This is a genomic window from Luteibacter sp. HA06 (genome assembly GCF_054061215.1).
On sequence record NZ_JBSSDZ010000001.1, the window covers coordinates 40,163 to 64,028 of the forward strand.

General features: G+C 64.3%; 22 protein-coding genes. 13 read left to right on the forward strand and 9 right to left on the reverse strand.

What is annotated here, in order from left to right; translation table 11 throughout:
- The first annotated feature begins 22 nt into the window (after window positions 1-22).
- On the forward strand, window positions 23-943 hold the full coding sequence (hemC, locus tag ACVWWJ_RS00175; protein WP_456966331.1) for a hydroxymethylbilane synthase: 921 nt from the start codon (window positions 23-25) through the stop codon (window positions 941-943).
- A 150-nt stretch (window positions 944-1,093) separates the two neighbouring features.
- On the opposite strand, the gene ACVWWJ_RS00180 is transcribed toward hemC, so the two are convergent.
- Window positions 1,094-2,128, reverse strand: coding sequence for a DUF481 domain-containing protein (locus tag ACVWWJ_RS00180; RefSeq protein WP_200851532.1), 1,035 nt, complete (start codon window positions 2,126-2,128; stop codon window positions 1,094-1,096).
- Window positions 2,129-2,166: 38 nt separating this feature from the next.
- Complete coding sequence (locus ACVWWJ_RS00185) at window positions 2,167-3,096, reverse strand: hypothetical protein (RefSeq protein ID WP_159890244.1); 930 nt, start codon at window positions 3,094-3,096, stop codon at window positions 2,167-2,169.
- Window positions 3,097-3,305: 209 nt separating this feature from the next.
- On the opposite strand from ACVWWJ_RS00185, the gene ACVWWJ_RS00190 reads away from it, so the two are divergent.
- A complete protein-coding gene (locus ACVWWJ_RS00190) occupies window positions 3,306-4,298 on the forward strand; it encodes a helix-turn-helix transcriptional regulator (RefSeq protein ID WP_159890242.1) in 993 nt (330 codons plus the stop codon).
- 13 nt (window positions 4,299-4,311) lie between these two features.
- Window positions 4,312-5,259, forward strand: coding sequence for a patatin-like phospholipase family protein (locus ACVWWJ_RS00195; RefSeq protein ID WP_456966332.1), 948 nt, complete (start codon window positions 4,312-4,314; stop codon window positions 5,257-5,259).
- Between the two features lie 119 nt (window positions 5,260-5,378).
- Here ACVWWJ_RS00195 and ACVWWJ_RS00200 read toward each other — a convergent pair whose 3' ends face one another.
- The 7 genes from ACVWWJ_RS00200 to ACVWWJ_RS00230 all read right to left on the reverse strand — a co-directional run bounded on the left by ACVWWJ_RS00200 (window position 5,379) and on the right by ACVWWJ_RS00230 (window position 10,471).
- On the reverse strand, window positions 5,379-6,092 hold the full coding sequence (locus ACVWWJ_RS00200) for a glycosyltransferase (RefSeq protein ID WP_159890238.1): 714 nt from the start codon (window positions 6,090-6,092) through the stop codon (window positions 5,379-5,381).
- A gap of 79 nt (window positions 6,093-6,171) precedes the next feature.
- Window positions 6,172-6,909: a DUF3379 family protein gene (locus ACVWWJ_RS00205; RefSeq protein WP_159890236.1), complete on the reverse strand. Its 738-nt coding sequence runs from the start codon at window positions 6,907-6,909 to the stop codon at window positions 6,172-6,174.
- A complete protein-coding gene (locus ACVWWJ_RS00210) occupies window positions 6,906-7,439 on the reverse strand; it encodes a sigma-70 family RNA polymerase sigma factor (protein WP_159890234.1) in 534 nt (177 codons plus the stop codon). The genes ACVWWJ_RS00205 and ACVWWJ_RS00210 overlap by 4 nt, the downstream gene beginning before the upstream one ends.
- A gap of 24 nt (window positions 7,440-7,463) precedes the next feature.
- Window positions 7,464-8,336, reverse strand: coding sequence for a ParB/RepB/Spo0J family partition protein (locus ACVWWJ_RS00215; protein ID WP_456966333.1), 873 nt, complete (start codon window positions 8,334-8,336; stop codon window positions 7,464-7,466).
- Between the two features lie 10 nt (window positions 8,337-8,346).
- Entirely contained in the window at window positions 8,347-9,198 is an 852-nt protein-coding gene (locus tag ACVWWJ_RS00220; RefSeq protein ID WP_159890229.1) for an AAA family ATPase, read from the reverse strand.
- Between the two features lie 136 nt (window positions 9,199-9,334).
- Window positions 9,335-9,964, reverse strand: coding sequence for a 16S rRNA (guanine(527)-N(7))-methyltransferase RsmG (gene rsmG / locus ACVWWJ_RS00225; RefSeq protein WP_456966334.1), 630 nt, complete (start codon window positions 9,962-9,964; stop codon window positions 9,335-9,337).
- A gap of 72 nt (window positions 9,965-10,036) precedes the next feature.
- Window positions 10,037-10,471: a hypothetical protein gene (locus tag ACVWWJ_RS00230; RefSeq protein ID WP_159890223.1), complete on the reverse strand. Its 435-nt coding sequence runs from the start codon at window positions 10,469-10,471 to the stop codon at window positions 10,037-10,039.
- Between the two features lie 262 nt (window positions 10,472-10,733).
- Here ACVWWJ_RS00230 and ACVWWJ_RS00235 point away from each other — a divergent pair, with 262 nt between their 5' ends.
- The 10 genes from ACVWWJ_RS00235 to ACVWWJ_RS00280 all read left to right on the forward strand — a co-directional run bounded on the left by ACVWWJ_RS00235 (window position 10,734) and on the right by ACVWWJ_RS00280 (window position 23,865).
- Window positions 10,734-11,003, forward strand: coding sequence for a hypothetical protein (locus ACVWWJ_RS00235; protein ID WP_456966335.1), 270 nt, complete (start codon window positions 10,734-10,736; stop codon window positions 11,001-11,003).
- Window positions 11,003-11,266: a hypothetical protein gene (locus ACVWWJ_RS00240; protein ID WP_456966336.1), complete on the forward strand. Its 264-nt coding sequence runs from the start codon at window positions 11,003-11,005 to the stop codon at window positions 11,264-11,266. The genes ACVWWJ_RS00235 and ACVWWJ_RS00240 overlap by 1 nt, the downstream gene beginning before the upstream one ends.
- A gap of 4 nt (window positions 11,267-11,270) precedes the next feature.
- Complete coding sequence (locus ACVWWJ_RS00245; RefSeq protein ID WP_456966337.1) at window positions 11,271-12,875, forward strand: PepSY-associated TM helix domain-containing protein; 1,605 nt, start codon at window positions 11,271-11,273, stop codon at window positions 12,873-12,875.
- Window positions 12,876-13,316: 441 nt separating this feature from the next.
- A complete protein-coding gene (locus tag ACVWWJ_RS00250; protein WP_200851530.1) occupies window positions 13,317-14,336 on the forward strand; it encodes a LacI family DNA-binding transcriptional regulator in 1,020 nt (339 codons plus the stop codon).
- A gap of 224 nt (window positions 14,337-14,560) precedes the next feature.
- Entirely contained in the window at window positions 14,561-17,608 is a 3,048-nt protein-coding gene (locus tag ACVWWJ_RS00255) for a TonB-dependent receptor (protein ID WP_456966338.1), read from the forward strand.
- A gap of 105 nt (window positions 17,609-17,713) precedes the next feature.
- Window positions 17,714-19,243 carry a tryptophan halogenase family protein gene (locus ACVWWJ_RS00260; protein ID WP_456966339.1) on the forward strand — a complete coding sequence of 510 codons (1,530 nt, stop codon included), beginning with the start codon at window positions 17,714-17,716 and terminating at the stop codon, window positions 19,241-19,243.
- 161 nt (window positions 19,244-19,404) lie between these two features.
- Window positions 19,405-20,886 carry a glucoamylase family protein gene (locus tag ACVWWJ_RS00265; protein ID WP_159890209.1) on the forward strand — a complete coding sequence of 494 codons (1,482 nt, stop codon included), beginning with the start codon at window positions 19,405-19,407 and terminating at the stop codon, window positions 20,884-20,886.
- On the forward strand, window positions 20,883-22,172 hold the full coding sequence (locus ACVWWJ_RS00270; protein WP_456966340.1) for a sugar ABC transporter substrate-binding protein: 1,290 nt from the start codon (window positions 20,883-20,885) through the stop codon (window positions 22,170-22,172). Before ACVWWJ_RS00265 ends, ACVWWJ_RS00270 begins: the two co-directional genes overlap by 4 nt.
- The gene (locus tag ACVWWJ_RS00275) at window positions 22,169-23,047 is read left to right on the forward strand and encodes a carbohydrate ABC transporter permease (protein ID WP_159890205.1); all 879 of its coding nucleotides are present in this window, start codon (window positions 22,169-22,171) and stop codon (window positions 23,045-23,047) included. Before ACVWWJ_RS00270 ends, ACVWWJ_RS00275 begins: the two co-directional genes overlap by 4 nt.
- Window positions 23,044-23,865, forward strand: coding sequence for a carbohydrate ABC transporter permease (locus ACVWWJ_RS00280; RefSeq protein WP_159890203.1), 822 nt, complete (start codon window positions 23,044-23,046; stop codon window positions 23,863-23,865). Before ACVWWJ_RS00275 ends, ACVWWJ_RS00280 begins: the two co-directional genes overlap by 4 nt.
- Window position 23,866: the final 1 nt, after the last annotated feature.

The window sequence follows — 23,866 nt, forward strand, 5'->3', positions numbered from 1 at the left end:
CCGATCGACCGCCTGGATAGAGATGACCGCACCGCTTCGCATCGCCACCCGCAAGAGCGCCCTGGCCCTCTGGCAGGCCGAGCACGTAGCCACCCTGCTACGCCAGGCGCACCCGGGATTGCTGGTGGAACTGGTGCCGTTATCCACCCGCGGCGACGAGATCCTTGACCGGTCGCTGGCGACCATCGGCGGCAAGGGCTTGTTCCTCAAGGAACTCGAAGTGGCCATGCTGGAAGATCGCGCGGATATCGCCGTGCATTCTCTGAAGGATGTGCCGGCGGAACTGGAACCGGGCTTCGTGCTTTCGGCCATCCTGCCGCGCGCGGATGCCGCCGACGCCTTCATCAGCAACCAGTACAAGACCCTCGCCGACCTTCCGCACGCCGCACGCGTGGGCACCTCGTCGCTGCGTCGCCAGGCGCAACTTCGTGCCGTGCGTCCCGACCTGCAGCTTCTCGACCTGCGCGGCAACGTGAACACCCGGCTGGCCAAGCTGGATGAAGGCCATTACGACGCGATCATCCTCGCCTGCGCCGGCGTCGAACGCCTGGGCATGGGCCAGCGCATCACCGCACGGCTGGCCAGCCCTGACTGGCTGCCTGCGCCGGGCCAGGGTGCGATCGCCGTGGAGTCGCGTGCCAGCGACACGCGCGTTACAGAGCTGATGGCTGCCCTTGGTGATCCGGAAACACAGACTGCCGTGGACGCGGAGCGCGCCATGAATGAGCGGCTGGGTGGTAGCTGTGCCGTCGCAATCGGCGCGTGGTGCGTGGTGGCCGAGTACGGCCTCACGCTGCACGGCATGGTCGGCAATGCCCATACGGGCGAGCTGCTGCGTGCGCAGGCCGATGCGACATCCGATACCCCGGTGGCACTGGGGCATGAAGTGGCCGCGATGTTGATCGGGCTTGGGGCTGAGGAGTTTTTGTCGCCCCAGCGGTGAGGTAGGCCGTCCCGCTGCCGCGGGATCGCCGATGAATCGGCTCCCACATAGAGCATTGCCGATGACTCGGCTCCCACAGGGCCGCTCTGTGTGGGAGCCGATTCATCGGCGATGGGTGCTCGCGACCGGAGCCGCTACAAGCAAGCAACCTCAGAAGTTATAAACGAGGTTCGTCGTCATCAACTTATCGGTGCTCACCGTACCCGGCTGCGTGTCGCTGTTGTAGCGGATCTGGTAGCCAAGCTTCAGCGCCATCTTCTTGGTCATGCTGACCGACAGGCCGATATCGTTCTGGTAGTACTGGTTCTTCGAGCCCGCTTCGACCAGCAGCGTGTCTTCCAGCGCCGTGTTCTCGGTAAGGCGGTATTTGCCGTTGATCAGGCTACGCGCGACCACTTCACCTTCGGTGTTCGGCGTGTAGGGCACCGACACGGCATCACCGGTCACCGGATCCACCACGGGCGTGCCGTCGGCGTTGAGCTCTGGGCGAGTGGACTTCGCCGGCTGGTAGCGCTTGTAACCGGGACCGACTTCGAACGACAGCTCGGCACGCTCGTTCTTCAGAGCGATGTAGCCGTAGCCGACCGAGACGATGCCCTGCCACAGGTTGGCGCCGAAGTCGTCGTGTTCATAACGCGCGGCGGTAACGATGTAGCTGCGCGGGTCGAACTTGTAACCCACCGACGCGCCGGTGTCGTAGCGGTTGGCCGTGGTGCTGAACTTGTCGATGGTGTTGCCGTCGGCATCCGTGACCGACGTTTCGCCCTTCGACCGCAGGCCGTTGAGGTAGATGTTGTTCTTCCAGAGCTCGTTTTCCTGGCTCAGGCCGAGCTTGGCGTTGGCGTTTTCCGTGCGCGAGTTACCGCGTGACGAAGCGAAACCGAATTCGCCGGAGCCCGTCCACCCGCCGTTCTGGGCGGCATTGGGCGCACCGGTAGGCGAGGGCGCGTTGGCGTCGAACGGAACCGTTGGGGCAGGCGCGGGCACCGGGGCAGGGGCCGCCGCGGTCGTCGTCGTGGTGGTCGTCGTTGTAGCAGCGGTCGTGGCTGCGGGCGTGGTGGTTGTGGTGGTCGTCGTCGCAGGAACCGTCGTCGCGGCGGTCGTCTTCGTGGCGGCGGCATCCTGCGCCGACGCGGTGAACGGCAGTGCGGCAAGGACGAGCGTGGCGATCAGGCGTTGTTTCATCGTCTACCCGTGGGTGAATTGAATGGAAGTGTAAAAGGCTAATTCGTGGCGAGCTGTGCAAACGCGCGCCCATAAAGTCGTTGTTCGAGACATTGACCGATAACGCAGCTTAACGCGGCCAGACCGGCAGCCGGCGCCAGCAGGTGCCCGGCGGGATGGGACACCAGTAAAAGGCAGGGCAAGCCTACCGAAAGCACCGCGACCCCCACCCTGCCGACCAGCAGGCGCGCCGCGCTACCACCGGCGGTAAAGCGGTCGGGCACACCGCGCTCCTCGGCCAACTGGCGCAGTGCCCGCCAGCGCATACCCTCCACGATGCCCAGCGCCAGCGCCACGGCAAGGAGCCCGAGTCGCCAGGGGGTGAGCGAATCGATCGACGTCTCACTCTGCAATGCGACGCAGAACCAGAACCAGAGGCCGCCAGCAAACACCGCCGAGACGGTGCGCCCCACCGGTTGCGCATTGGCCACGGCGGCCACGCTGGCCGTGAGGCTCCGGGAGGCACTACGGGCCGTATAAACGAGCGTGGCGAGCGTGCACAGCGCCAGGATCGCTCCTGCCAGGCGAGTGGCCCAGAAGTCGTTACCGCCCCGCGCCAGCCCGGCCAGCGCCAGCATGGGCAGGTAATTGGCCATGGCGACCAGGCCTTCGACTGTCGGCATCATGCGCCTGGCGGGGTTCCAACCGTGCCAGTCCGGAGCAAAGGGCAGGCGCACGCAGGTGGCCAGCAGACCCAGGCTGACGAAGACCACGCCGACGGACAGGGGAACCAGAACCTCACCGCGCCCGTCGGGGTAGAGCCCGAGGGCCAGGGCCGTGCCCAGCACGGTCCAGAGGCCGTAACCGGCCGCCGTCGCCGTCTGGATGACCACGAGGGGGGTGGAAAACAGGATGTCGGCGCGAGGAACGTCGGCCGGCGAATCGCGGGGATCCACCAGGGCCGGACCTGCGTGCTTGGGTTCCGCCATGGTCGGGGGGAGGCCTTCGGCGAATCGCAAAGCAGCATTTTTGCGCCTTATGGCCCCCGGCGCAAACTTGCGACCGTGAGACCCCACGAATGGCCGAGTCTCATGTCCCTTGCGGACGGCCAGCGCCACCGCCATGCTTGAGCCGCGTAGATACGGGCGTCACGCCCGCGCGGACACACTTCCCGAAGCACCATCTGCCGGCGACACCCATGGACCGCTACGAGCGCATTCTTACCCTGCACCGCCTGCTGAAGTCAGCGCACTATCCCGTGCCGCTGTCGCGGCTGATGGACGAACTCGAATGCTCGCGCGCCACGCTCTACCGCGATGTCGCGTTCCTTCGCGACGCGCTGGGCGCGCCGGTGCAGAGCGTGGCCGGGGAGCAGGCCTCCTTCCGCTATGACGCCGCCGAGGCAGACAGCTTCGAGTTGCCCGGCCTGTGGCTGACCAGCGACGAGCTGGCCGCGCTGATGGCGCTCAACGAGCTGATCGGCCGATCCGACCCCGGCGTACTTGCCGGTGCTCTTGCTCCGTTCAAGACACGCATCGAAAAACTGCTCTCCGATCACGGCAGCGGCAAGGCCCTGCCGGTCGACCGCATCCGGGTGATTTCCTGGGGCGCGCGCAAGATGGACCAGCAGGTGTTCCGCATCGTCGCCGGCGCCACGCTCGAACGCCGCCAGGTGACGTTCCGTTATCGCGCGCGCACGACGAACTCCGACTCCAAGCGCACGGTATCGCCGCAACGCCTTACCCACTATCGCGACAACTGGTACCTGGATGTATGGGATCACGATCGCGAGGCGCTGCGCAGCTTCGCGGTGGATCGCATCGCTGATCCCCAGTCGCTCGAGGCGAAGGCAAAGGATGTCGACGACGCCGAACTCAACGACCTGCTCGCCTCCAGCTACGGCATCTTCGCCGGCAAGCCGAAGGCCTGGGCCACGATCCGCTTCTCCTCGCATGCCGCGCGCTGGGTCGCGGACGAGCACTGGCACTCGCAGCAGAAAGGCGAGTCGCTGCCGGATGGCCGCTACGAACTCAAAGTGCCGTATTCGAACTCGCGCGAGTTGCTTATGGACGTACTCAAGTACGGCCCGGACGCCGAGATCGTCTCGCCGCTGCCGCTTCGCGAAGAAATGAAGATCCTGCTCCAGCTGGCCCTGACCGGCTACCAGAACAGTTCAAACAACCACCACTGAGCGCCGCCGTTGCATGAGTGAGATCGACATCGCGGATCCGGGCGCCCTGCCCGCGATCAGCAGCACGCCGCGAAAACCACGCGTTGCCCTCGCACTGGGTGCAGGGGCAGCCAAAGGGCTGGCCCACATCGGTGCGATCGAAGTCCTCGAGGCACGCGGTTTCGAGATCGTCGCCATTGCCGGCACGTCGATGGGCGCGCTCATCGGTGGCATCTACGGCATGGGCAAGCTCGACATCTATCGGGACTGGGTGTCAGCGCTCGCGCGCTTCGACGTCCTGCGCCTGGTCGACTGGAGCTTCTCTGGCGGCGGCTTCATCAAGGGTGACCGGATCATGGCCGCGCTACGCGAGCTCATCGGCGAGGTCAACATTGAGGAGCTCAACATCTCCTACACCGCGGTCGCCACCGACCTGGACCGCGAGCGCGAGGTGTGGCTCACCAAGGGGCCGCTCTTCGACGCCATTCGCGCGTCCATCGCCATCCCGACGCTGTTTCGTCCGTACGTCCACGACGGCCGCCGACTGGTCGACGGCGCGCTGCTGAATCCGCTGCCGGTGTTGCCACTGATGCGCGAAGACGCCGACTACGTCATCGCCGTGAGCGTGGACGGTGCGGCCGAGCTGCAGAAGCCGCCGGAGAAGGATGTCACCGTGCGGACCGACGAAGGCTATACCGCCAAGCTCGGCCGCCTGATCGGCCGCGTGCTGCCTTCGTCGGATGGCAAGCCGAAGCTTCGCGATCCCGGTGCCTTCGACCTCATGACACAGGCGATGGACCTGATGCAGGCGAACCTCTCGCGTCTACGCCTCGCCGCTTACCAGCCGGACGTGCTGATCGAGATTCCGCGGAATGTATCGACGGTTTATGAGTTCTACCGTGCGCGGGAACTGATTGAACTGGGTAGGGAGCGGACCGCGAGGGCGCTGGATGCGTGGCAGCCGCGGATGGTTTTGCGGTAGGAGCCGAAGAGCATCGCCGCTGAAGCGGCTCCCACAAGAGCATGTTGCCGTGCCCCTGTGGGAGCCGCTTCAGCGGCGATGCTTAGCGCCCCTGTGGGAGCCGCTTCAGCGGCGATGCTTCACACCTCTTCGGTACGCGTCACCTTCGCCCGCCGCATCAGCCAGGCCACGCCGCGTAGGTCGGCCAGACCCACCCACAACCGGTCCAGCATGCCGTACTTCGACGTGCCGGCCGTGCGCGGGCGATGCCCGACGGGAACGCTCTGGCTGACGAACCCGGCGCGCTTGACCAGCGCCGGGAGGTAGCGGTGCATATGGTCGAAGTAGGGCAGGCGCAGGAAGGTCTCGCGCTCGAACAACTTCAGGCCGCAACCGGTATCCGGCGTGCTGTCCTTGAGCATGCGCGAGCGCACCGCGTTGGCGACCTTCGACGAGATGCGCTTGTTGAAGCTGTCGCGGCGGGTGACACGCCAGCCGGCGAACAGTTTCAGGTCGGGCGACGCCGCGCGGGCGGCAAGCAGCTTGGGAATATCGGCCGGGTCGTTCTGACCGTCGCCGTCGAGCGTGGCGATCCACGGAGCGCGGGCGTTGCGCACGCCGTTCCACACGGCGGTGCTCTGACCGCTGCGGGTGAGATGCCGGATGACCCGTAGCTCCGGGTACTGAGCCTTGGCCGCTGTGAGCACGGCGACGCTGTCGTCGGTGCTGTCGTCGTCGACGTAGATGATCTCGAAGTCGATCCGGCCGCGCAGCGCCGAGGCGATCTCGGCGAGGAGGGGCGGGATGTTGTCGCGCTCATTGAAAACGGGCACGACTACGGCGAGGTCGGTCATCGCGATTCCGGGGTGGCTCGATTCGGGGCGGCATTATCGCCCAATGTGCTCCGGAACGGGCCGCGCCCGCCGCCGCCGTTCAGATCCGGCCGACCACCTGGGGGGCCGGACCCTCGATCGCCGCCCGCCAACCGCGCTCGACGGCGTCCATCGCGCTGCGGCTGGCGCCTTGCTGCGCAAGGACAACGAGGGTGCCGCCGCGGAGCGGCATCTGCCGTCCCTGCCAGCCATCGCGCTCGAACGTGCCGGGCTTGGTGTCCATTTTTCCGGGCATGTACAGGGCTACCACCGGCTCGTCGTTCATCCGCGTGACCAGATGCACCGTCGGGTACGCGCCCACCGTGCAGTCGTGCACATAGGTGACGCCTGCCGGCATCGGCCCCTTCAGGTGCGTCGCGCGGCCCACGAAACCGGCCTCGACCTGGGCATCGGACATGGGTTCGGTCAGGCTCAGCGACTCGATCTCCCCGGGCATGTGAGCCACGGCAAGGGCGGGCAGGGAGTTGAGATCATTCTGACGCCAGAGCATGCCTACGCCGGCGAAGGCGATAAGCACCGACGCGGCCATGGCCATCCAGGCGCGGCGCATGCCGACCTGCCGCCGACGCTCGCCCGTGGCCTGGGTCAGGAGGATGCGATCGACCAGGCCCTCGGGAACGGGAATCGCAAGGGCGGCTTCGAGGTCGTCGTCGAAGCGCTGGGCGCGCTGCCAGAAAGCGGCACAGCCGTCCTTGCAGCTATCCCGATGGGCAAGCAGTTCGGGGGCTCGCGAGCGAGGCTCGGCACCGATGCGGCGGCGGAATTCGAGGCAGTTCATTTCCGGCCTCCTTCAGCCGCGGCGCGTCCGCCAAGCAGGTCTTTCAGGCGCTGACGAGCGCGGAACAACTGGGTCATCACCGCGCCGGGCTGCTGGTCAGTGGCGGCGGCGATCTCGTCGCAACTCATGCCACCGAGCACCTGCATGGCCAGGGGCTCGCGGTATTTGTCGGGAAGCTTGAGCATGGCGTCGCGCACCTGCGCGGCATCGCCACTGCGTTCCGGGCTGGCGAAGGCGGCTTCTTCGGGCACGGTGTCGTCCAGTTCCACGGTGTCGAAGCGCTTTCGTTCGTAGAGGCGCGCGTGCTCGCGACGCAGGATGGTGATGAGCCAGGGTTTGGCCGACTCGGCGTCGCGCAGGGAGTCGAGGTTCTTCCATGCGCGCAGGAAGGTCTCCTGGACCAGGTCCTGGGCCACGGATTCGTTGCGCGACAGCCAGAAGGCAAACCGGTAAAGGTCGGCCGACAGGGCGCGCACCATCGCTTCGTACTGGCGCTGCTTCGGGTTCACGTCCTTATGGACCGGAGGCATGGCTATTTCCTTTCAGGGCCGCGCTTAGCGGACCTTGCTCAGGATGCCGTCGAGCTCGTCGAGGCTGTGGTAATGGATGACCAGCTTGCCCTTGCCGCCACGGCCGTGGGCTACCTCGACGCGCGTGGCAAAGCGCTCGGCCAGTTCGCGCTCGAGGTTGGCGATGTTCGGATCCGCCGGGTTCGCCTTGGCCTTGCCCTTGGGCTCCAGCTGGGCCTTGCGCGCGGCTTCTTCCAGTTCGCGCACCGTCCAGCCGAGGCGTGCCGCTTCCAGCGCCAGCGGTTCGGCAATGCTGTGCGGCAGGGTGAGCAGAGCGCGCGCGTGACCCATTTCCAGCTTGCTTTCGTCGAGCAGCGTCTTGATGGACGCCGGCAGGTCGATCAGCCGCAACAGGTTCGACACCGCGGCGCGCGAGCGGCCGACGGCGTCGGCGGCCTGCTGGTGCGTGAGGTCGAATTCGTCGATCAGGCGCTGCAGCGCCTGGGCTTCCTCGAGCGGGGTGAGCTCCTGGCGCTGGATGTTCTCGATCAGCGCCATGGCGAGCACGGATTGCTCCGGCACGTCCTTCACCAGCGCCGGGATCTCGCTCATGGAAGCGCGCTGCGCTGCGCGCCAGCGACGCTCGCCGGCGATCAGCTCGTAGCTGTTCTTGCCGATCGCGCGAACCACCACCGGCTGGATCAGGCCCTGGGCCTTGATCGAAGCGGCGAGCTCATCGAGGGCTTCGTCGTTCCAGTGGCGGCGCGGCTGGTACTTGCCGGCCTGGATCTGGTGGATGGGCAACATGCGCAGCTCGCCTTCCTGCTCGACGATCGACGGGCTGGCATCGGGGCCCGCACCGCCACCGAGGAGGGCGTCCAGGCCTCGGCCGAGTCCACGTTTCTTCGCTGCTGCCATCGGGAATTCCTTAGGGTGCCGTCGGAGCCGCGTCGCTGGCGTCGGGCGCCGCGTCGTCGGTCTCGGAGGTGTCGCTTGCCGCGTCCAGGGCCGCATTCATGGCGCGCTCGCGGCGAATGATTTCGCCGGCGAGGCCTATGTAGGCAATGGCGCCGCGCGACCCGCGATCGTAGAGATGAATAGGCTGGCCGTGGCTGGGTGCCTCGGCGAGGCGCACGTTACGCGGAATGATCGAGCGCAGCACCTTGTCACCGAAGTGCTGGGTGAGCTGGGCCGAGACCTCGTTGCCGAGGTTGTTGCGCACGTCGTACATGGTGCGCAGCAGGCCCTCGACCTCGAGTTCCGGGTTCAGGCGCATGCGCACCGCCTTGATCGTGTCGAGCAGGCTCGACAGGCCTTCCAGCGCGAAATACTCGCACTGCACGGGAATCAGCACGCCGTCGGCCGCGGTGAGCGCGTTGAGCGTCAGCAGGTGGAGCGACGGCGGGCAGTCGATAAGAATGGTGTGGTAGTTGGCCGAAACCTTGGCCAGCTGCTCTTTCAGGCGGTGCTCGCGGGCCATGCCGTCCATGAGCTTGAGCTCGGCGGCGGTGAGGTCGCCGTTGCCCGGCATCAGGTCGTACCCGGCCTCGGTCTTGACCAGCACGCTGCCGATTTCCACTTCACCCAGCAGCACTTCGCAGCCGTTGGGCTTGGCTTCGTGCTTATCCACACCCGACGCCATGGTGGCGTTGCCTTGCGGATCGAGGTCGACAAGCAGCACCTTGCGCCGCGCGGCGGCCAGGGCCGCGGCGAGATTGACGGAGGTGGTGGTCTTACCGACGCCGCCTTTCTGGTTGGCGACTGCGAGGATGCGGGCCATGGAGGGTCGTTATCTACCGAGCGCTGAAGGGGCGCTAGCGTAGCATTGCCGGGAGGCGTAGCCCTACACGGCCCGTGAGAGCGCTCTTTGCGGGAGCCGATTCATCGGCGAAGGGTGCTCGCGATCAACGCCCGGCTCACCCCCGACGAATAACCACCAGATGCCGCTCGCCTTCAACCCCCGGCACCGTCAACACGTGAATCCCTTCGACGGTAAACCCAGCCGGCACCCCGTCCAGTTCCTCGGCCGGATGCTTCCCCTTCATCGCGAGCCACACTCCACCCGGCGCGAGCAGGTGCCCGCCCCAGCCGAGCATGTCGGCCAGGCTGGCGAAGGCACGCGCCGTGATGCAGTCGAACGTGCCTTCCACATCCTCGACGCGGCTCTGCAGGGCACGGCCATTGGTCAGCTTCAGCGAACGGATCGCCTCGCGCAGGAAGCGGACCTTCTTGCCGTTGGAATCGACCATGAGGACTTCGCGCGCCGGCTCGGCGATCGCCAGAGGAATACCCGGCAAGCCCGGACCGGTGCCCAGGTCCGCCAGCGTGGTGCCCTCGACAAACGGCACGATAGCCAGCGAATCCAGCAGATGGCGCGCCACCATCTCGTCCGCGTTGCGCACTGCGGTGAGGTTGTAAGCCGAGTTCCAGCGTTCCAGCAGCTCGCGATAATCGAGCAGGCGAGCGACGGCGCCGTCAGGCAGGGTGGTGCCGAGCGTGGCGATGCCGCGCTCAAGCTGGGTTTGCAGGGCTTCGCGCGCAGTCATGCGGCACCGGGAGAGGTGGTGGGGGCGCAAGAGTATGAAAGCGCCGGCGCGAAGGCGCCAGCGCGGGGCGACTCAGGCGGCGTCGAGCTCGACGCGCGTGACCAGCATGCCGCGCGAACGGAGCGAGCCATTCATCGTGTGCTTGAGCTGGGTGCCGACGGCGCGGCGATCGGCCGAGTGAGCAGTGCTGGCGTCGCGCAGGGCTGCGACGACATTGCTACGAATCATCTCAGGCGCTTGGTCGATGACTTCGTCAGCCACTTCCGGTTCGAGCACCTGCCAATAGACCGTGCCGCCTTCGAAGCGAAGCACCTGGCCACCGAGGTCGATCTTATGGAAAACACGGTCGATACCCGGCAGGACCACGTGGGTTCCGGCGGTCAGGAGTGACGGTGTACGGCCGAAGCGGCGCACGCTGTAGACCTTACCTTCCGGGATGCGTCGCACCGAGGCCGCCGCGAATGCGAAGGCGACAAAGGTGGTGGCAATGAGGATGGTGGTCAACATGGCTGCTAATTCAGAGAGTTACCGTGGTTTCCTGTCGCACCGCATGGCGAGATACGCCAAGGCGGTGATTCGTGTGGTGTTAATTCTAATTTAACAAAGTGTTTAACGCTAGCTTTACCAAACCCCCGTATTCAGTTAACGGTCGGTTTGGTCAAAACTTGAGCAGCGGTGATTTTTTGACCACCCATGAGGGCCGCGAGAAATTGACGACCCGGCCCTAGATGATAATAATTATCAATCAGTCATTGACCCGGCCACGCGAATGAACCTCCTCGGCTGCCTGTCGGCCCTCGTCGCCATGGCTCTCGCTTATCTATGTGCCAGGAACCAGCGCCTGCTAGCCAGACCCCTGGGACGCGGCGCCCGCATTGCCGCGTGGATCCTTTCCGCGGTGGCCTTCGCCACCTGGATGGCCGGTGAAACCTCGCTCCCCGGCATCTTCGCCGCCCTGACGGGGCTGATGCTGGGCGCGGTGGCTCTTCCTTATGTGGCGTGGCTGTTCCGTCCCGCTGCCGAGCGGAAGCCGCGCTGATGCTGGCCAAGACCTTCGCCGGCATCCTGCTCGGGCTGCCGCTGGCGCTCGCCCTGATCGCCGTGGTGATCTGGATCTGGCCGGGCTCGAGCGAGTCGGTGACGATGCCTTTCCTGGTCGCCTTCTTCCCGGTCTGGACCGGGATCATGGGCGGTACTTATATGTTCCGCAGCGGCGTCCGCGCCTGGACATGGCTGGCCGTTGCCAACCTCGCCGCCTTCGGCGCGCTCTTCCTTGCCAAACACACGCTGCCGGGGCTCTGAACCGATGAAAGCCTCGACGATCCGCACGTTCACCGTCGTGCACACCTGGACCGGCCTGCTGGCCGGCTTCGCGTTGTTCATCGCGTTCTATGCGGGCGCGCTGACCATGTTCCACGACGAGATCGACACCTGGGCCTCGCCCAAGGCCGAGATGGCCCGCGCGGACACCATGGACCGCGTTGAGAAGATGCTCGAAGGCATCGTCGCCACGCATCCTGGCGCCCGGGATCAGGTGGGCGTGACCTTCCCCGCCGACCATCCGTCGCATGAAGTCGCGGCGTACTGGATGGACAAGAACGGGGAGTGGAAGACGCAGACCCTCGATGAAAGCGGCGCGCGCGATGCCGAAGACCACGAGCACGCGCTGGCCGACTTCGTCTACGAGTTGCACTACGACCTGGGCATCCCGGCGATCGGCATCTACCTGATGGGCATCGTCAGCGTGATCTACGGTCTCGCGCTGCTGACCGGCCTACTGATCCACCTGCCCAATCTCGTGCGCGAACTGTTCGCGCTGCGTCCCGGGCATAACCTCAAGCGGCTGTGGCAGGACGCGCACAACGTCATCGGCATTCTCAGCCTGCCCTTCCACATCATCTTCGCCATCACCGGTGCCTTGCTCTGCCTGACCATGGTCATGCTGATGGCGTTCAACACCGTGGCCTTCGACGGCAAGTTGCTGCCTGCGTTCGAACGCATGACGAGCGCCCTGCCGGAGACGCCGGCGAAGGGCGGTAGCGCCGTCATGCTCACGCCCATGGAACTCGGCGCGCGTGCGCGACAGGCCGCGCTCGCTTCGGGTGCGGCGAACTTCGAACCCGATTACATGCGGTACGTGCATTACGGCCAGCAGGGCGCGGCAGCGGAAGTGCGGGGCACCTCGACCAAGACGCTCGGTGAGTACGGCATGGTGTCGCTCGACGCGACTGACGGCCACCTGCTTCAGGTGCAGGTGAGCGGCGGGCGTGATGCGAATCATGCGACGTACGCCGCGATCTTCGGCCTGCACTTCGGTTCGTTCGGCAACGTATCCCTTCGCTGGCTGTACTTCCTGCTGGGACTCGCCGGTGCCTTCCTGTTTTATTCGGGCAACCTGCTCTACATCGAAACGCGGCGTAAGCGTCGTCAGGCCGAGCAGCCGATGAAGGTGCGCGCGATGGCCACGGCTACCGTGGGCGTCTGCATCGGTACGTGTTTCGCGATTTCCGTCACCTTCCTGGGCAACCTGATCGGGCCGTTGTTCGGCGCCCAGCCGGAGGCCATCGTCGAGCCGGTTTGCTTCACCGCCTTTGCTGCTGCCGTGATCTGGACCTTCTGGCGTAGGCCGGCGAAGGCTGCGGTCGATCTGCTGTGGGCGACGGCGCTGGTGAGCGTCGTTGTCGGCGTGCTGGACATGGCGATCCATGGTGATCGACTGATGCGCACGCTGGCCGAGGGTCGTTACGCGGTTCTCGGCGTCGATATCGTCGCTATCGCCATGGGTATTGGCTTCGCCTGGCTGGGCATCGCCACCCGTAGGCGAGCCGTCGAAGGTGATTCCTGTAGCGTGTGGTCGTCGAAGCGCGCGGCCACCGTGGCCGCCACCTCGACAAACGCGCAGCAAGCCTGACGGATCAAGTCAGAGCCAGCGGTTCGGCCGGCAGCGATCTTCTGTCGGAGCCGATTCATCGGCGATGGGCTGCTTGCCTCAATCTGTCCCGCTGCCGCGGGATCGCCGCTGAAGCGGCTCCCACAGAACGAGTCGGGCCCATCGGGCCCGACGCAAGAACTCGCGGTTCTCCATGTAACGCCCGTTACTAAACGCGACATTCATTCATATCCGTGAAGTTTTCGTTCAGAGAGCTGCTGCGCCGCCGCAAACGTTTACGTACCACTCAACTCGCTGGCACCAAACGAATTTATCGTGTCGACGACCAAGTGGTATCACGTAACGGAAAGATTACTACTGCATCGCAACAACCCCTTGTTTGCGCACGCTTTACAAGCCGCCATGAAAACGTTTACGTTCCGCGCCATCAGCCCTCCGGGGCGGGGGAAAGGGCGAAAACGCGTGAGTGTGACCATCAAAGACGTCGCGAGAATGGCCAACGTTTCCGTGGCCTCGGTTTCCCGCGCCCTTAACGGCCACGGCGGCGTGACGGCCGAGACCCAGAAGCGCATTCGTGAAGTTGCGACCCGCCTCCGCTACGTTCCGCACAATGCTGCGCGCAGCCTGATCACCCGTCGCACCCAGACCATCGGCGCCCTGCTGCCCGACCTCCATGGCTCGTTCTTCTCCGAGCTCATTCGCGGTATCGACCTGGCCGCTCGCGCCCGGGGCCTCTATCTGCTGGTCTCCAGCTCCCATGGCGATGCCACCGAGGCGGCCATCGCCCTGCGCGCCATGCAGGGTCGTGTGGACGGCCTGCTGGTGATGTCTCCGCATGCGGACGAAGCCTTTCTCGACGAGAACCTGCCGGCTGTCCTGCCCACCGTGCTGATCAACAGCCACGTGCGCTCGGATCGCCATGCCTCGCTGGACGTGGACGATTTCGGCGGTGCACGCGCCATGACCCAGCACCTGCTGGGCCTGGGTCGTAAGCGCATCGTCTTCATCGCCGGTCCGGAAGTGAACCATGACGTGCAGGAGCGTATCCGCGGTTATCGCGACGCCCTAGCCGCTGCCGGTTTCGGCGAGCGCGCATCGGTATTGCCGGGTGACTTCACCGAAGAGTCCGGCTACCACGCCGGCAAGCAAGCGCTGGCGATGGTGCCACGCCCCGACGCGATTTTTGCCGCCAACGACATGATGGCGATCGGCTGCCTGTCCGCCCTCGCCGAAGCGAAGGTGCGCACGCCCGACGACATCGCCGTGGCTGGTTTCGATGACATTCCCATGGCGCGCTATGTGTCGCCGCCGTTGACGACGGTGCGCATCCGCATCGCCGAACTCGGTGAGGCCGCGCTCGAGCGCCTCGCCGCCATGATCGAGTCTCCCGACGACGCCGCTCCCGAGCCGCATGTCGTCAGCACCGAAATCGTCGTTCGCGCCTCGTGTGGCGGGAGCGACACGGTAAGACGACGGGCCTGACGCCCGTCGGAATACACGGCTTGCCGGGCCGTGACTGGAATCTCAGGGACGGCGTCAAACACAGGACTTCGATCGATCCTCCGGTCCGCTAACGCGGAACGGGCGCGATACACGGGGGGCAGAACGCTCTTTGAAGAGTGGCCGACACAAAAAAGTCGACCGCCGTGTCTTGCGCTCAGCCGGGCCGGAAAAGCACACACAGAACCTTTTGGGAGAGGGGAAAAATGAAAGCCTCGATGCATTTGAAGAAGAAGCTACTCGCCAGCGTCATCACCGCGACGGTAGCGACCGCGGTGGTTGCACCGTCGGCCTTTGCGCAGTCCGCCACCGCGAGCTTGCGCGGCAAGACCACGCCGGGTGCGAATGTCACCGCGTTCAACCCGCAGACCGGCTTGACGCGCCACGTCAAGGCGGGCGCTGACGGCATGTACATCATCAACGGCCTGCCGCCGGCTTCTTACAAGGTCGATGCAGGTCCGGGAACGGAACAGACGGTCACGCTGACGGTAGCCTCAAACGCCACGCTTAACCTCGCCGCGGCCGCGGCCGGTCCGGGCGACGTCACGGCAAAGCCGGCCAACGCCACGGCGATGGAAGGCATGACCGTCAACGCCACCACGCTGACCGAAGTGAAGACGCCGGAAGTCGGCGGCACCATCTCGCTTCACCAGATCCAGACGATTCCGCAGGTCTCGCGCAACTTCCTCGAGTTCGCCGACACCGTGCCGGGCATGGTGTTCAACGTCGACGCGCAGGGTCACACCTCGCTCAAGAGCGGCGGACAGAACTCCAGCGCCGTGAACGTCTTCATCGACGGCGTGGGCCAGAAGAGCTACGTGAAGTCGGGTGGCGTGTCCGGCCAGACCGCCAGCCAGGGCAACCCGTTCCCGCAGCTCGCCATCGGCGAGTACAAAGTCATCACCAGCAACTACAAGGCCGAGTACGACCAGGTCTCGTCGGCGGTGATCACGGCCGAAACGAAATCCGGCACGAACGAATTTCACGGTGAAGTGTTCGACACCTACACCTCGGACACCTACCGCAGCCCGACGCCCGCAGAGCACGACGCTGGCAAGAAGGCGAACTCCTTCGAGAAGGAATACGGCTTCGCACTCGGTGGTCCGATCATCAAGGACCAGATGCATTTCTTCGTGGCTTACGAAGAGAAGAAGTTCGACACGCCGACCACGGTGAGCCCGGGCGACAACTCGCCGGCCAACGTTGCGGCACTTCTGCCGCCTGGCGTCGCAGCGCAGCTTGGACCGGCCAACCTCCCGTTCAACGAGAAGCTGTACTTCGGCAAGATCGACTGGGAACTGACCGACCGCGATCGCATCGAAATCAGCACCCAGGTCCGCCGCGAGGAACAGGCGGACGGCATCACCAAGGCTGTCGCCAAGTCGGCCAGCGTCGAGATCGCTAACCACGACACGCGCGGCACGTTCCGCTGGCAGCATAGCGGTGACTGGTTCTTCAATGAGTTCAAGGCAAGCTACGAGAACTCGTCAAATGATCCGCTGCCGATCAACTATGGAAACGGCTTCGCCTACGCTTATCGTCCCGCCAACGATTCGACCATCGTCCAGGTGGGTTCCGCCGGCCCGCTCGCCACGCAGATCAAGGGTCAGGAAGGTCCGATGTTGTCGGACGACTTCACGTTCAACGACCTCTCCTGGTACGGCGACCACACGATCAAGACTGGTTACAAGTACAAGGAAGTGACGCTGCACGCGCAGGACTCGCAGGACACCAACCCGCAGTTCACGTACAACGTAGGTCCGGACGGCACCGAGCCGCTGCCATATAAGGCGAACTTCTCAAATCCCGTACCGGGGCTCAACCCGGTGTCAGAGACGACCAGCAAGCAATATGGCGCATATATCCAGGACGACTGGGCGGTCAACGACCATCTGACCCTGAACCTTGGCGTGCGTTGGGATAAGGAAGAAACCCCGTCGTACCTCAACTGGGTTACGCCCGCGAACGTCGTCGATGCTTTCGGGCAACTTGATCCCAATGCTCAGGGCCTGTTCCCGGGCCAGACGTACGCGCAGACGCTCGCCAAGGGCGGCGTGAATTATCAGGACTACATCAGCAACGGTCATAACCGTAAGGCGCAGAACGAGTGGCAGCCGCGCGTCGGTTTCTCGTACGACCTGTTCGCTGACGAAGAGCACGTGATCCACGGCGGCTACGGTCGTTCGTATGACCGAAACCTCTACGACTACCTGCAGCTCGAGCAGACGAAGTCGGCTCTGCCGTACCAGGAAATCGACTTCAATATTCCGGGTCGCCCGTGCACGGCTGGTCCGAACACGAACTGCGTGGAATGGAATCCGGCCTACCTCAACGGCTTGCAGAATCTGCAGGCACTCGTCGCTGGCTCGAACAAGGGCCAGGAAGTCGACATGTTGAACAACAACCTGAAGGCGCCGTACTCCGACCAGTTCAGCATCGGCATGTCCAACAAGCTCGGCGACTGGCAGACCGACCTGACCGTCGCCCGCGTGCTGTCGTATGACGGCTTCGCGTTCACCCTTGGCAACCGCTTCCCGAATGGCGCTTTCTTCCAGAACGGTAGCCAGCCCTGGAACAACGGTATCCCGGGCTTCGGCAGCATGATCATTGGCAACAACGGCATCCGTACGCGCACGACCCAGGTACTAGTGTCGGTCGACAAGCCGTACACGCGTGAATCCGGGTGGAGTGCCAATTTCTCGTATACGTACAGCCACGCCAAGCAGAACCGCGACATCAACGAGCACTACTCGTTCGACGAAGAGTCGATCAACAACTACCCGTTCCTTCTCTCCAACTCCGTGGCCAAACATCGCTTTGTCGGCACGGGCTCGATCGACGGTCCGTGGGGCATCACGATGTCGGCCAAGCTGACCATCGCAACACCGCTGCCGTACAACGGCGTGCAGGGTGTGGGTAACGGCGTCGTCTACAGCTACGGCGAGGGCTCGCGCCCGGTGGACGGTGTACCCGGCGGCTCGAAATTCCTCGTCGGCGGCAAGATCTGGGGCTATCGCGACATCGATTTCCAGGCCACGAAAGACTTCGTGATCAGTGAGAACGACCAGACCAAGTTCTACATCCGTTTCGACATCCTCAACGTGTTCAACTGGAAGAACTACGCCGACTACACTCCGAACTTCGGTTCGAGCGGTGTCGATAACACGACGTCGAACCCGGTTGCCTTCAACAAGACCGGTAACATCATGTTCGTTCCGCGCACCGCCCGCTTCACCGCAGGCTTCAAGTTCTAAACCGCTCCACAGGCGCATCCGGATGGCTTTGCCGGATGCGTCTTTCTTTGGCGCCCGTGTGTCTCCCCGCGGGCGCGTTTCTTTTCGTGGCATGCGTGGATAGCGATGGCCAACGGCATCACCAATATCGTCATCGTCGGTGGCGGCACGGCTGGCTGGATGGCTGCGGCTGCCTTGATCCGCGTACTGAACAAGCAGGTCACCGTGCGGCTGGTGGAATCCGAGGAGATCGGAACCGTCGGCGTCGGCGAGGCCACTGTTCCACACATCAAGCTGTTCAATAACCTGCTGGGCCTCAACGAAGCCGACTTCGTCGCGCGCACGCAGGGCACGTTCAAGCTGGGCATCCAGTTCCGGGACTGGGGCAAGCTGGGCGATTCCTATATTCACGGGTTCGGCGTGATGGGCCATGACATCGGCCTGACGCCGTTCCATCAGTACTGGCTGAAGGGCAAGCTCTCGGGCGTGCTTCCGCCGCATGACGACCTCCACGACTATTCGGTCAACACCGTCGCCGCGACGCGTGGCAGGTTCATGCCTGCACCTACGGACGTGCCGGCGAACTCTCCCCTCGGTGGGATCGGCTACGCCTACCATTTCGACGCCTCGCTCTACGCGCGTTACCTGCGCCAATACAGCGAGGCCCGGGGCGTGCGCCGCACTGAAGGAAAGGTCCGCAACGTCGACCTGAACCCTCAGAATGGGCATGTTGCCGCCATCGTCATGGAGAGCGGTGAGCGCATCGAAGGCGATCTCTTCATCGACTGCTCCGGCTTCCGTGGACTGCTCATCGAAGGTGCGCTGCAATCCGGTTATGAGGACTGGAGCCACTGGCTACCGTGCGACCGCGCACTTGCCGTGCCCTGCGAGCGCGTCGAGGCACCCACGCCATACACGCGTTCCACCGCACGCGAAGCCGGCTGGCAATGGCGTATCCCGCTGCAGCACCGCACCGGCAACGGCTATGTTTACTCGAGCCAGTTCATCAGCGAGGACGAAGCTGCGGCGAAGCTGATGGCCAACCTCGACGGTAAGGCGCTTGGTCAGCCGCGCCCGCTGCGCTTCGTCACCGGCATGCGCAAGAAGACCTGGAACAGGAATGTCGTGGCCCTGGGCCTGGCGAGTGGCTTCATGGAGCCGCTGGAGTCGACCAGCATCCACATGGTCCAGGCCGGTATCTCCAAACTTCTGGAACTGTTTCCCAGCGACGGCGTCATGGATCCGCTGCTCATCGACCGTTTCAACGACCGCACACGATTCGAGTCCGAGCGCATCCGCGATTTCCTCGTCCTGCATTACAACGCCACGACGCGCGACGACACGCCGTTCTGGAACTACTGCCGGACGATGTCGATCCCCGATTCGCTCAAGACCAACATTGACCTGTTCCGCCACAGCGGACGTTTCTTCCGCAATGCCGACGAGATGTTCGCTGCCGTCAGCTGGGTCCAGGTGATGATCGGCCAGGGCATCATGCCCACCGGTTACAACCCGCTGGTGGACCAGATGCCTGATGCCGACCTGCCCAAGTTCCTGGCCAGCATCCGCGACGTGATTTCGAAGAATGTCGATCTCATGCCGACCCATCAGCAGTTCATCGAGCGCGAGTGCCGTGCACCGTCTGGGGTGATCTGATGAGACCAATGATTGCCAGAGGGAGGCTCGGAACGTATGGTTCCAGACTCAACCAAGGCCCTTCGGGGCCTTTCTCCGACCTCTCGACGTAAACGTTTACGCGCCAGCCATGTCCCCACGTCGCTGGCGCCAGTCCCGAATAGTCCGAAGGAATGCGCGCCATGAAGTCCAGTACGATTAAACGCCTCTCACTAGCACTCGGTATCATGCTCGCCAGTACTGCCCCCCTCGCTCTCGCGCAGAAAGAACCCGCGAAGGCGAAGCACACCTCAGCCATTACGCTCAAAGACCTCCACGCCGTCCCACCGATGGTCGTCGACCTGGAAAAACGCACCTTCCAGTGGTTCTGGGACAGCGGCAACCCGACCAATGGCCTCATTCCGGATCACTACCCGAGTCCCTCCTTCGCTTCGATCGCCTCGGTCGGCTTCGGCCTGACGGCGTACGGCGTGGGCGTGGAGCGCGGTTACATCACGCGTGACCAGGCTGCCGAGCGCACGCTGGCCACCCTGCGTTTCTTCCACGATGCCCCGCAGAACGATTCCGAAGACGGCGCCACCGGGTACAAGGGCTTCTTCTATCACTTCCTGAACATGCAGACCGGTCAGCGTGAAGCACGCTGGACGGAAGTCTCTACCGTGGACACCACGCTCCTGCTTGGCGGCATCCTGTTCGCGCAGAGCTACTTCGACCATGACAACCCACAGGAAGCCCAGATTCGACAGCTCGCCGACGACATTTACCGTCGGGTCGAGTGGACCTGGGCGCAGAACCACGGTGCGTTGATCAGCATGGGCTGGACGCCGGGCGGCAAGATGATTCCGCACGACTGGGCCGGCTATAACGAAGGCATGCTGGTCTACATCCTGGCGCTCGGCTCACCGACGCATCCGGTGGGCGACGATGCCTGGCAGGCCTGGACCGCAACGTACGACAAGACCTGGGGCGAGTTCCACGGCCAGACCTTCCTCAACTTCGCCCCGCTGTTCGGCCACCAGTACAGCCACACCTGGGTGGATTTCCGCGGCATCCGCGACGCCTGGGGCCGCGACCACGGCATGGACTACTTCGAGAACAGCCGCCGTGCGGCGTACTCGCAGCAGGCCTATGCCGTGGCCAACCCCGGTGGCTGGAAGGGCTACGGCAAGAACATCTGGGGCCTCACCGCGAGCAATGGCCCCGGCGGCCTGATCGTCAAGCAGGGTGACAAGGAACGCACCTTCGCCGGGTACACGGCGCGTGGTGCGGGCCTGGATTACATTTCGGACGACGGCACCATCGTGCCGACCGCGGCGGGCGGCTCGATCGCCTTCGCGCCGGAGATCGCGATCCCCGCGCTCGAAGAGATGAAGAAGAAGTACGGCCAGAACATCTACACGAAGTATGGTTTCGTCGATGCGTTCAACCTGACCTTCGACACCCAGACCGAACTGCGTACGGGCAAGCTGGTGCCGGGCTTTGGCTGGGCTGACACCGTGCACCTGGGTATCGACCAAGGCCCGATCGTGTTGATGATCGAGAACTACCGCAGCGATTTCGTCTGGTCGGTGATGAAGAAGAATCCGTATATCCGCAAGGGTCTGCAGCGCGCCGGCTTTACCGGCGGCTGGCTCGATGCCGACACGGCCGCCAACCTGTGGTGAGTCGCTTCACCCGTGCGTTCCGGATCACTGTGGCGTTGGCGCTAGCCGGCGCCACGGTAGCCGGCTGTGCGAAACAGGAAGAGGGCACCCGGACCCTGCAGTTCTGGACCATCGGTCGCGAAGGCGAGGCGGTGGAGAAGTTATTGCCGGAATTCGAGCGCGAGCATCCGGGGCTGCATGTCTCCGTGCAGCAGCTGCCGCTCACCGCCGCGCACCAGAAGCTGCTCACCGCGTACGCCGGTGACTCCACGCCCGATATCACCCAGCTGGGTAACACCTGGGTGCCTGAGCTCGTGGCACTGGATGCGATCGAGCCGCTCGATGCGCTCGTGGCATCGTCGAAGGTGGTCGACCGCAACGATTACTTCCCGGCCATCTGGTCCACCAACGTCATCGACGGCAAGCTCTACGGCGTGCCCTGGTACGTCGATACGCGTCTGCTGTTTTATCGCAAGGATCTCCTCGCGAAGGTGGGCTACGACCATCCGCCGCGTGACTGGCCCGAGTGGCAGGAAATGATGGCGAAGTTGTCACAGCCGCCCGGCAAGACCTATGGCGTGCTGCTGCCGACGAATGAGTTCGAACAGTTGCTCGCGCTTTCGCTGCAGCAGGACGAACCCCTGCTCCGCGACGACGGGCGCTACGGCAACTTCCGTAGCGCGGGCTTCAAGAAAGCGCTGACCTTCTACGTTTCGCTGTTCAAGAACCAGCAGGCGCCGATGATGACCAACGTCGGTGTCGGTAACCCGTGGGCCGCCTTCGGCCAGGGGTTTTATACGTTCTACCTGTCCGGTCCGTGGAACATCGGCGAGTTCCGCAAACGCCTGCCCCCCGAGCAGCAGGGTGATTGGGCAACCACGCCGTTGCCCGGCCCGAATGGCCCCGGGGCATCGAATGCCGGCGGCTCCAGCCTGGTGATCTTCCGCGCGTCCAAGCACAAGGACGACGCCTGGGCGCTCATCGAGTTCCTCTCGCGCCCGGCTATCCAGGAACGCTTCTACCAGATCCTCGGCGACATGCCGCCGCGCCGCTCGTCGTGGGAGGCCCCGGCGTTGCGCGATGACGACAAGGCGACCGCATTCCGTGAGCAGCTCGAGCGCGTCAAGCCGACGCCGCCGGTCGCGGAGTGGGAACGTATCGTCACGGAGATGCAGCTGGTCGCCGCACAGGCGGCGCATGGCGACATCTCCATCGACGACGCAGCAGCCGAGATAGATCGCCGCGCCGATCGCCTGCTCGAAAAACGTCGCTGGATGCTCGACCACGGCCGTAAGGCATCGCCATGAATACGTCTCGCGCCGCCTGGCTGTTTATTACGCCCGCGCTGATCATCCTCGGCCTGTTCTTCCTGCTGCCCGTGATCGCCGCCCTGATCCTCTCGGTCACGGACTACGATCTGTATGCCCTGGCGGATATCCGCAACCTGCGCTTCGTCGCCCTGCAGAATTACTGGCAGTTGCTGCAGCGTCCGTTGTTCTGGTCGGCGCTCGGGCACACGGTGTATTTCGTCGTGGTCGGCGTGCCCCTGTCGCTGATTGCATCGCTCGGTGCGGCGATGCTGCTCAATTCGCCCCTCGCACGGTTCAAACCGTTCTTCCGGACGGCGCTGTTCGCGCCCGTGGTGACGACCGTGGTCGCGGTGGCCGTGATCTGGCGCTACCTCTTCAACACCAAGTACGGCCTGATCAACTATGCACTTGATTCGATCGGCATGCCGACCGTGGACTGGCTGGGCGATCCGCACTGGGCAATGCCGACGATCATCCTGTTCGCGGTGTGGAAGAACTTCGGCTACAACATGATCATCTTCATGGCGGGCCTGCAGGCGATCCCCGGCGACCTCTACGAGGCGGCGCGCATCGATGGTGCCTCGGCCTTCGCGCAGTTCCGCCATATCACCCTGCCGATGCTCAGGCCGACCCTGCTTATGGTGAGCATCCTCACCGTTTCCGGTTACTTTCAGCTGTTCGCCGAGCCGTACGTCATGACCGAAGGCGGCCCGCTGCAGAGCACGACCTCCGTGCTTTACCTGATGTACGAAGAAGGCTTCAAGTGGTGGAACCTGGGCTCGGCCTCCGCCGTGGCCTTCATCCTGTTCGTCATCATGTTCGCGGTCACCGCGACGATGCTGCGCCTGTCGCGGCAGGGAGAAAAGGCATGAGCCCACGCCTGGCCAAGGCCCTGATCAACGGCCTGCTGATCGGTGCCGCCGCGATCGCCATCGCGCCACTGCTGTACATGGTGTCGGTGTCGTTCATGCCACAGGGTGAGGCAAGCGGGCTGCCGCCACCGATCCTGCCGACACATCCGACCCTCGCCAACTATCGCCAGCTGTTCCTCAACGCTGGCATGGGCCGCTATCTGGTGAACAGCCTGCTGGTTTCTACGGCGATCACCGTGGTCTCGCTCGCGTTCAATCTCATGGCCGGTTATGCCTTTGCCAAACTGGAGTTCAAGGGGCGCCAGCGGATCTTCCAGATGTTGCTCGGCGCGCTGGTGATCCCGGCGCAGGTCGCGATGTTGCCGCTGTTCCTGTTACTGAAGTACATGGGCCTGGTGAATACCTATGGCGCGGTGATCGTGCCAGCGCTGGCGACCATCTTCGGCATCTTCCTTGTGCGCCAGTATGCCAGCGGCATCCCGGACGACCTGATGGAAGCCGCGCGCATCGACGGTGCCGGCGAGTTCCGTATCTTCGCCACGATCGTCATGCCGCTGCTGAAGCCGATCATGGTCACGCTGGCGATCTTCACCTTTCTCGCCGCGTGGAACGATTTCATGTGGCCGCTGATCGCGCTGACCGGCCAGGAACACTACACGCTGCCCATTGCGCTGGCTTCGCTATCGCGCGAACACGTGCAGGACAGCGAGCTGATGATGGCCGGTTCGGTGGTGACGATCCTGCCCGTGCTCGTGCTTTTCCTCGCCCTGCAGCGTTACTACCTCGAAGGCCTGCTGATGGGCAGCGTCAAGGGATAAA

Bases quoted from the DNA above. Each gene is read 5' to 3' on its own strand.
- ACVWWJ_RS00210 (WP_159890234.1), bottom strand. From the start codon at position 7,439: ATGCCTCCGGTCCATAAGGACGTGAACCCGAAGCAGCGCCAGTACGAA.
- ACVWWJ_RS00220 (WP_159890229.1), bottom strand. From the start codon at position 9,198: ATGGCCCGCATCCTCGCAGTCGCCAACCAGAAAGGCGGCGTCGGTAAG.
- ACVWWJ_RS00195 (WP_456966332.1), top strand. From the start codon at position 4,312: ATGAGTGAGATCGACATCGCGGATCCGGGCGCCCTGCCCGCGATCAGC.
- ACVWWJ_RS00260 (WP_456966339.1), top strand. From the start codon at position 17,714: ATGGCCAACGGCATCACCAATATCGTCATCGTCGGTGGCGGCACGGCT.
- ACVWWJ_RS00205 (WP_159890236.1), bottom strand. From the start codon at position 6,909: ATGAACTGCCTCGAATTCCGCCGCCGCATCGGTGCCGAGCCTCGCTCG.
- ACVWWJ_RS00200 (WP_159890238.1), bottom strand. From the start codon at position 6,092: ATGACCGACCTCGCCGTAGTCGTGCCCGTTTTCAATGAGCGCGACAAC.
- ACVWWJ_RS00185 (WP_159890244.1), bottom strand. From the start codon at position 3,096: ATGGCGGAACCCAAGCACGCAGGTCCGGCCCTGGTGGATCCCCGCGAT.
- hemC (WP_456966331.1), top strand. From the start codon at position 23: ATGACCGCACCGCTTCGCATCGCCACCCGCAAGAGCGCCCTGGCCCTC.
- ACVWWJ_RS00235 (WP_456966335.1), top strand. From the start codon at position 10,734: ATGAACCTCCTCGGCTGCCTGTCGGCCCTCGTCGCCATGGCTCTCGCT.
- ACVWWJ_RS00265 (WP_159890209.1), top strand. From the start codon at position 19,405: ATGAAGTCCAGTACGATTAAACGCCTCTCACTAGCACTCGGTATCATG.
- ACVWWJ_RS00240 (WP_456966336.1), top strand. From the start codon at position 11,003: ATGCTGGCCAAGACCTTCGCCGGCATCCTGCTCGGGCTGCCGCTGGCG.
- ACVWWJ_RS00190 (WP_159890242.1), top strand. From the start codon at position 3,306: ATGGACCGCTACGAGCGCATTCTTACCCTGCACCGCCTGCTGAAGTCA.
- ACVWWJ_RS00180 (WP_200851532.1), bottom strand. From the start codon at position 2,128: ATGAAACAACGCCTGATCGCCACGCTCGTCCTTGCCGCACTGCCGTTC.
- ACVWWJ_RS00275 (WP_159890205.1), top strand. From the start codon at position 22,169: ATGAATACGTCTCGCGCCGCCTGGCTGTTTATTACGCCCGCGCTGATC.
- rsmG (WP_456966334.1), bottom strand. From the start codon at position 9,964: ATGACTGCGCGCGAAGCCCTGCAAACCCAGCTTGAGCGCGGCATCGCC.
- ACVWWJ_RS00245 (WP_456966337.1), top strand. From the start codon at position 11,271: ATGAAAGCCTCGACGATCCGCACGTTCACCGTCGTGCACACCTGGACC.
- ACVWWJ_RS00230 (WP_159890223.1), bottom strand. From the start codon at position 10,471: ATGTTGACCACCATCCTCATTGCCACCACCTTTGTCGCCTTCGCATTC.
- ACVWWJ_RS00280 (WP_159890203.1), top strand. From the start codon at position 23,044: ATGAGCCCACGCCTGGCCAAGGCCCTGATCAACGGCCTGCTGATCGGT.
- ACVWWJ_RS00255 (WP_456966338.1), top strand. From the start codon at position 14,561: ATGAAAGCCTCGATGCATTTGAAGAAGAAGCTACTCGCCAGCGTCATC.
- ACVWWJ_RS00215 (WP_456966333.1), bottom strand. From the start codon at position 8,336: ATGGCAGCAGCGAAGAAACGTGGACTCGGCCGAGGCCTGGACGCCCTC.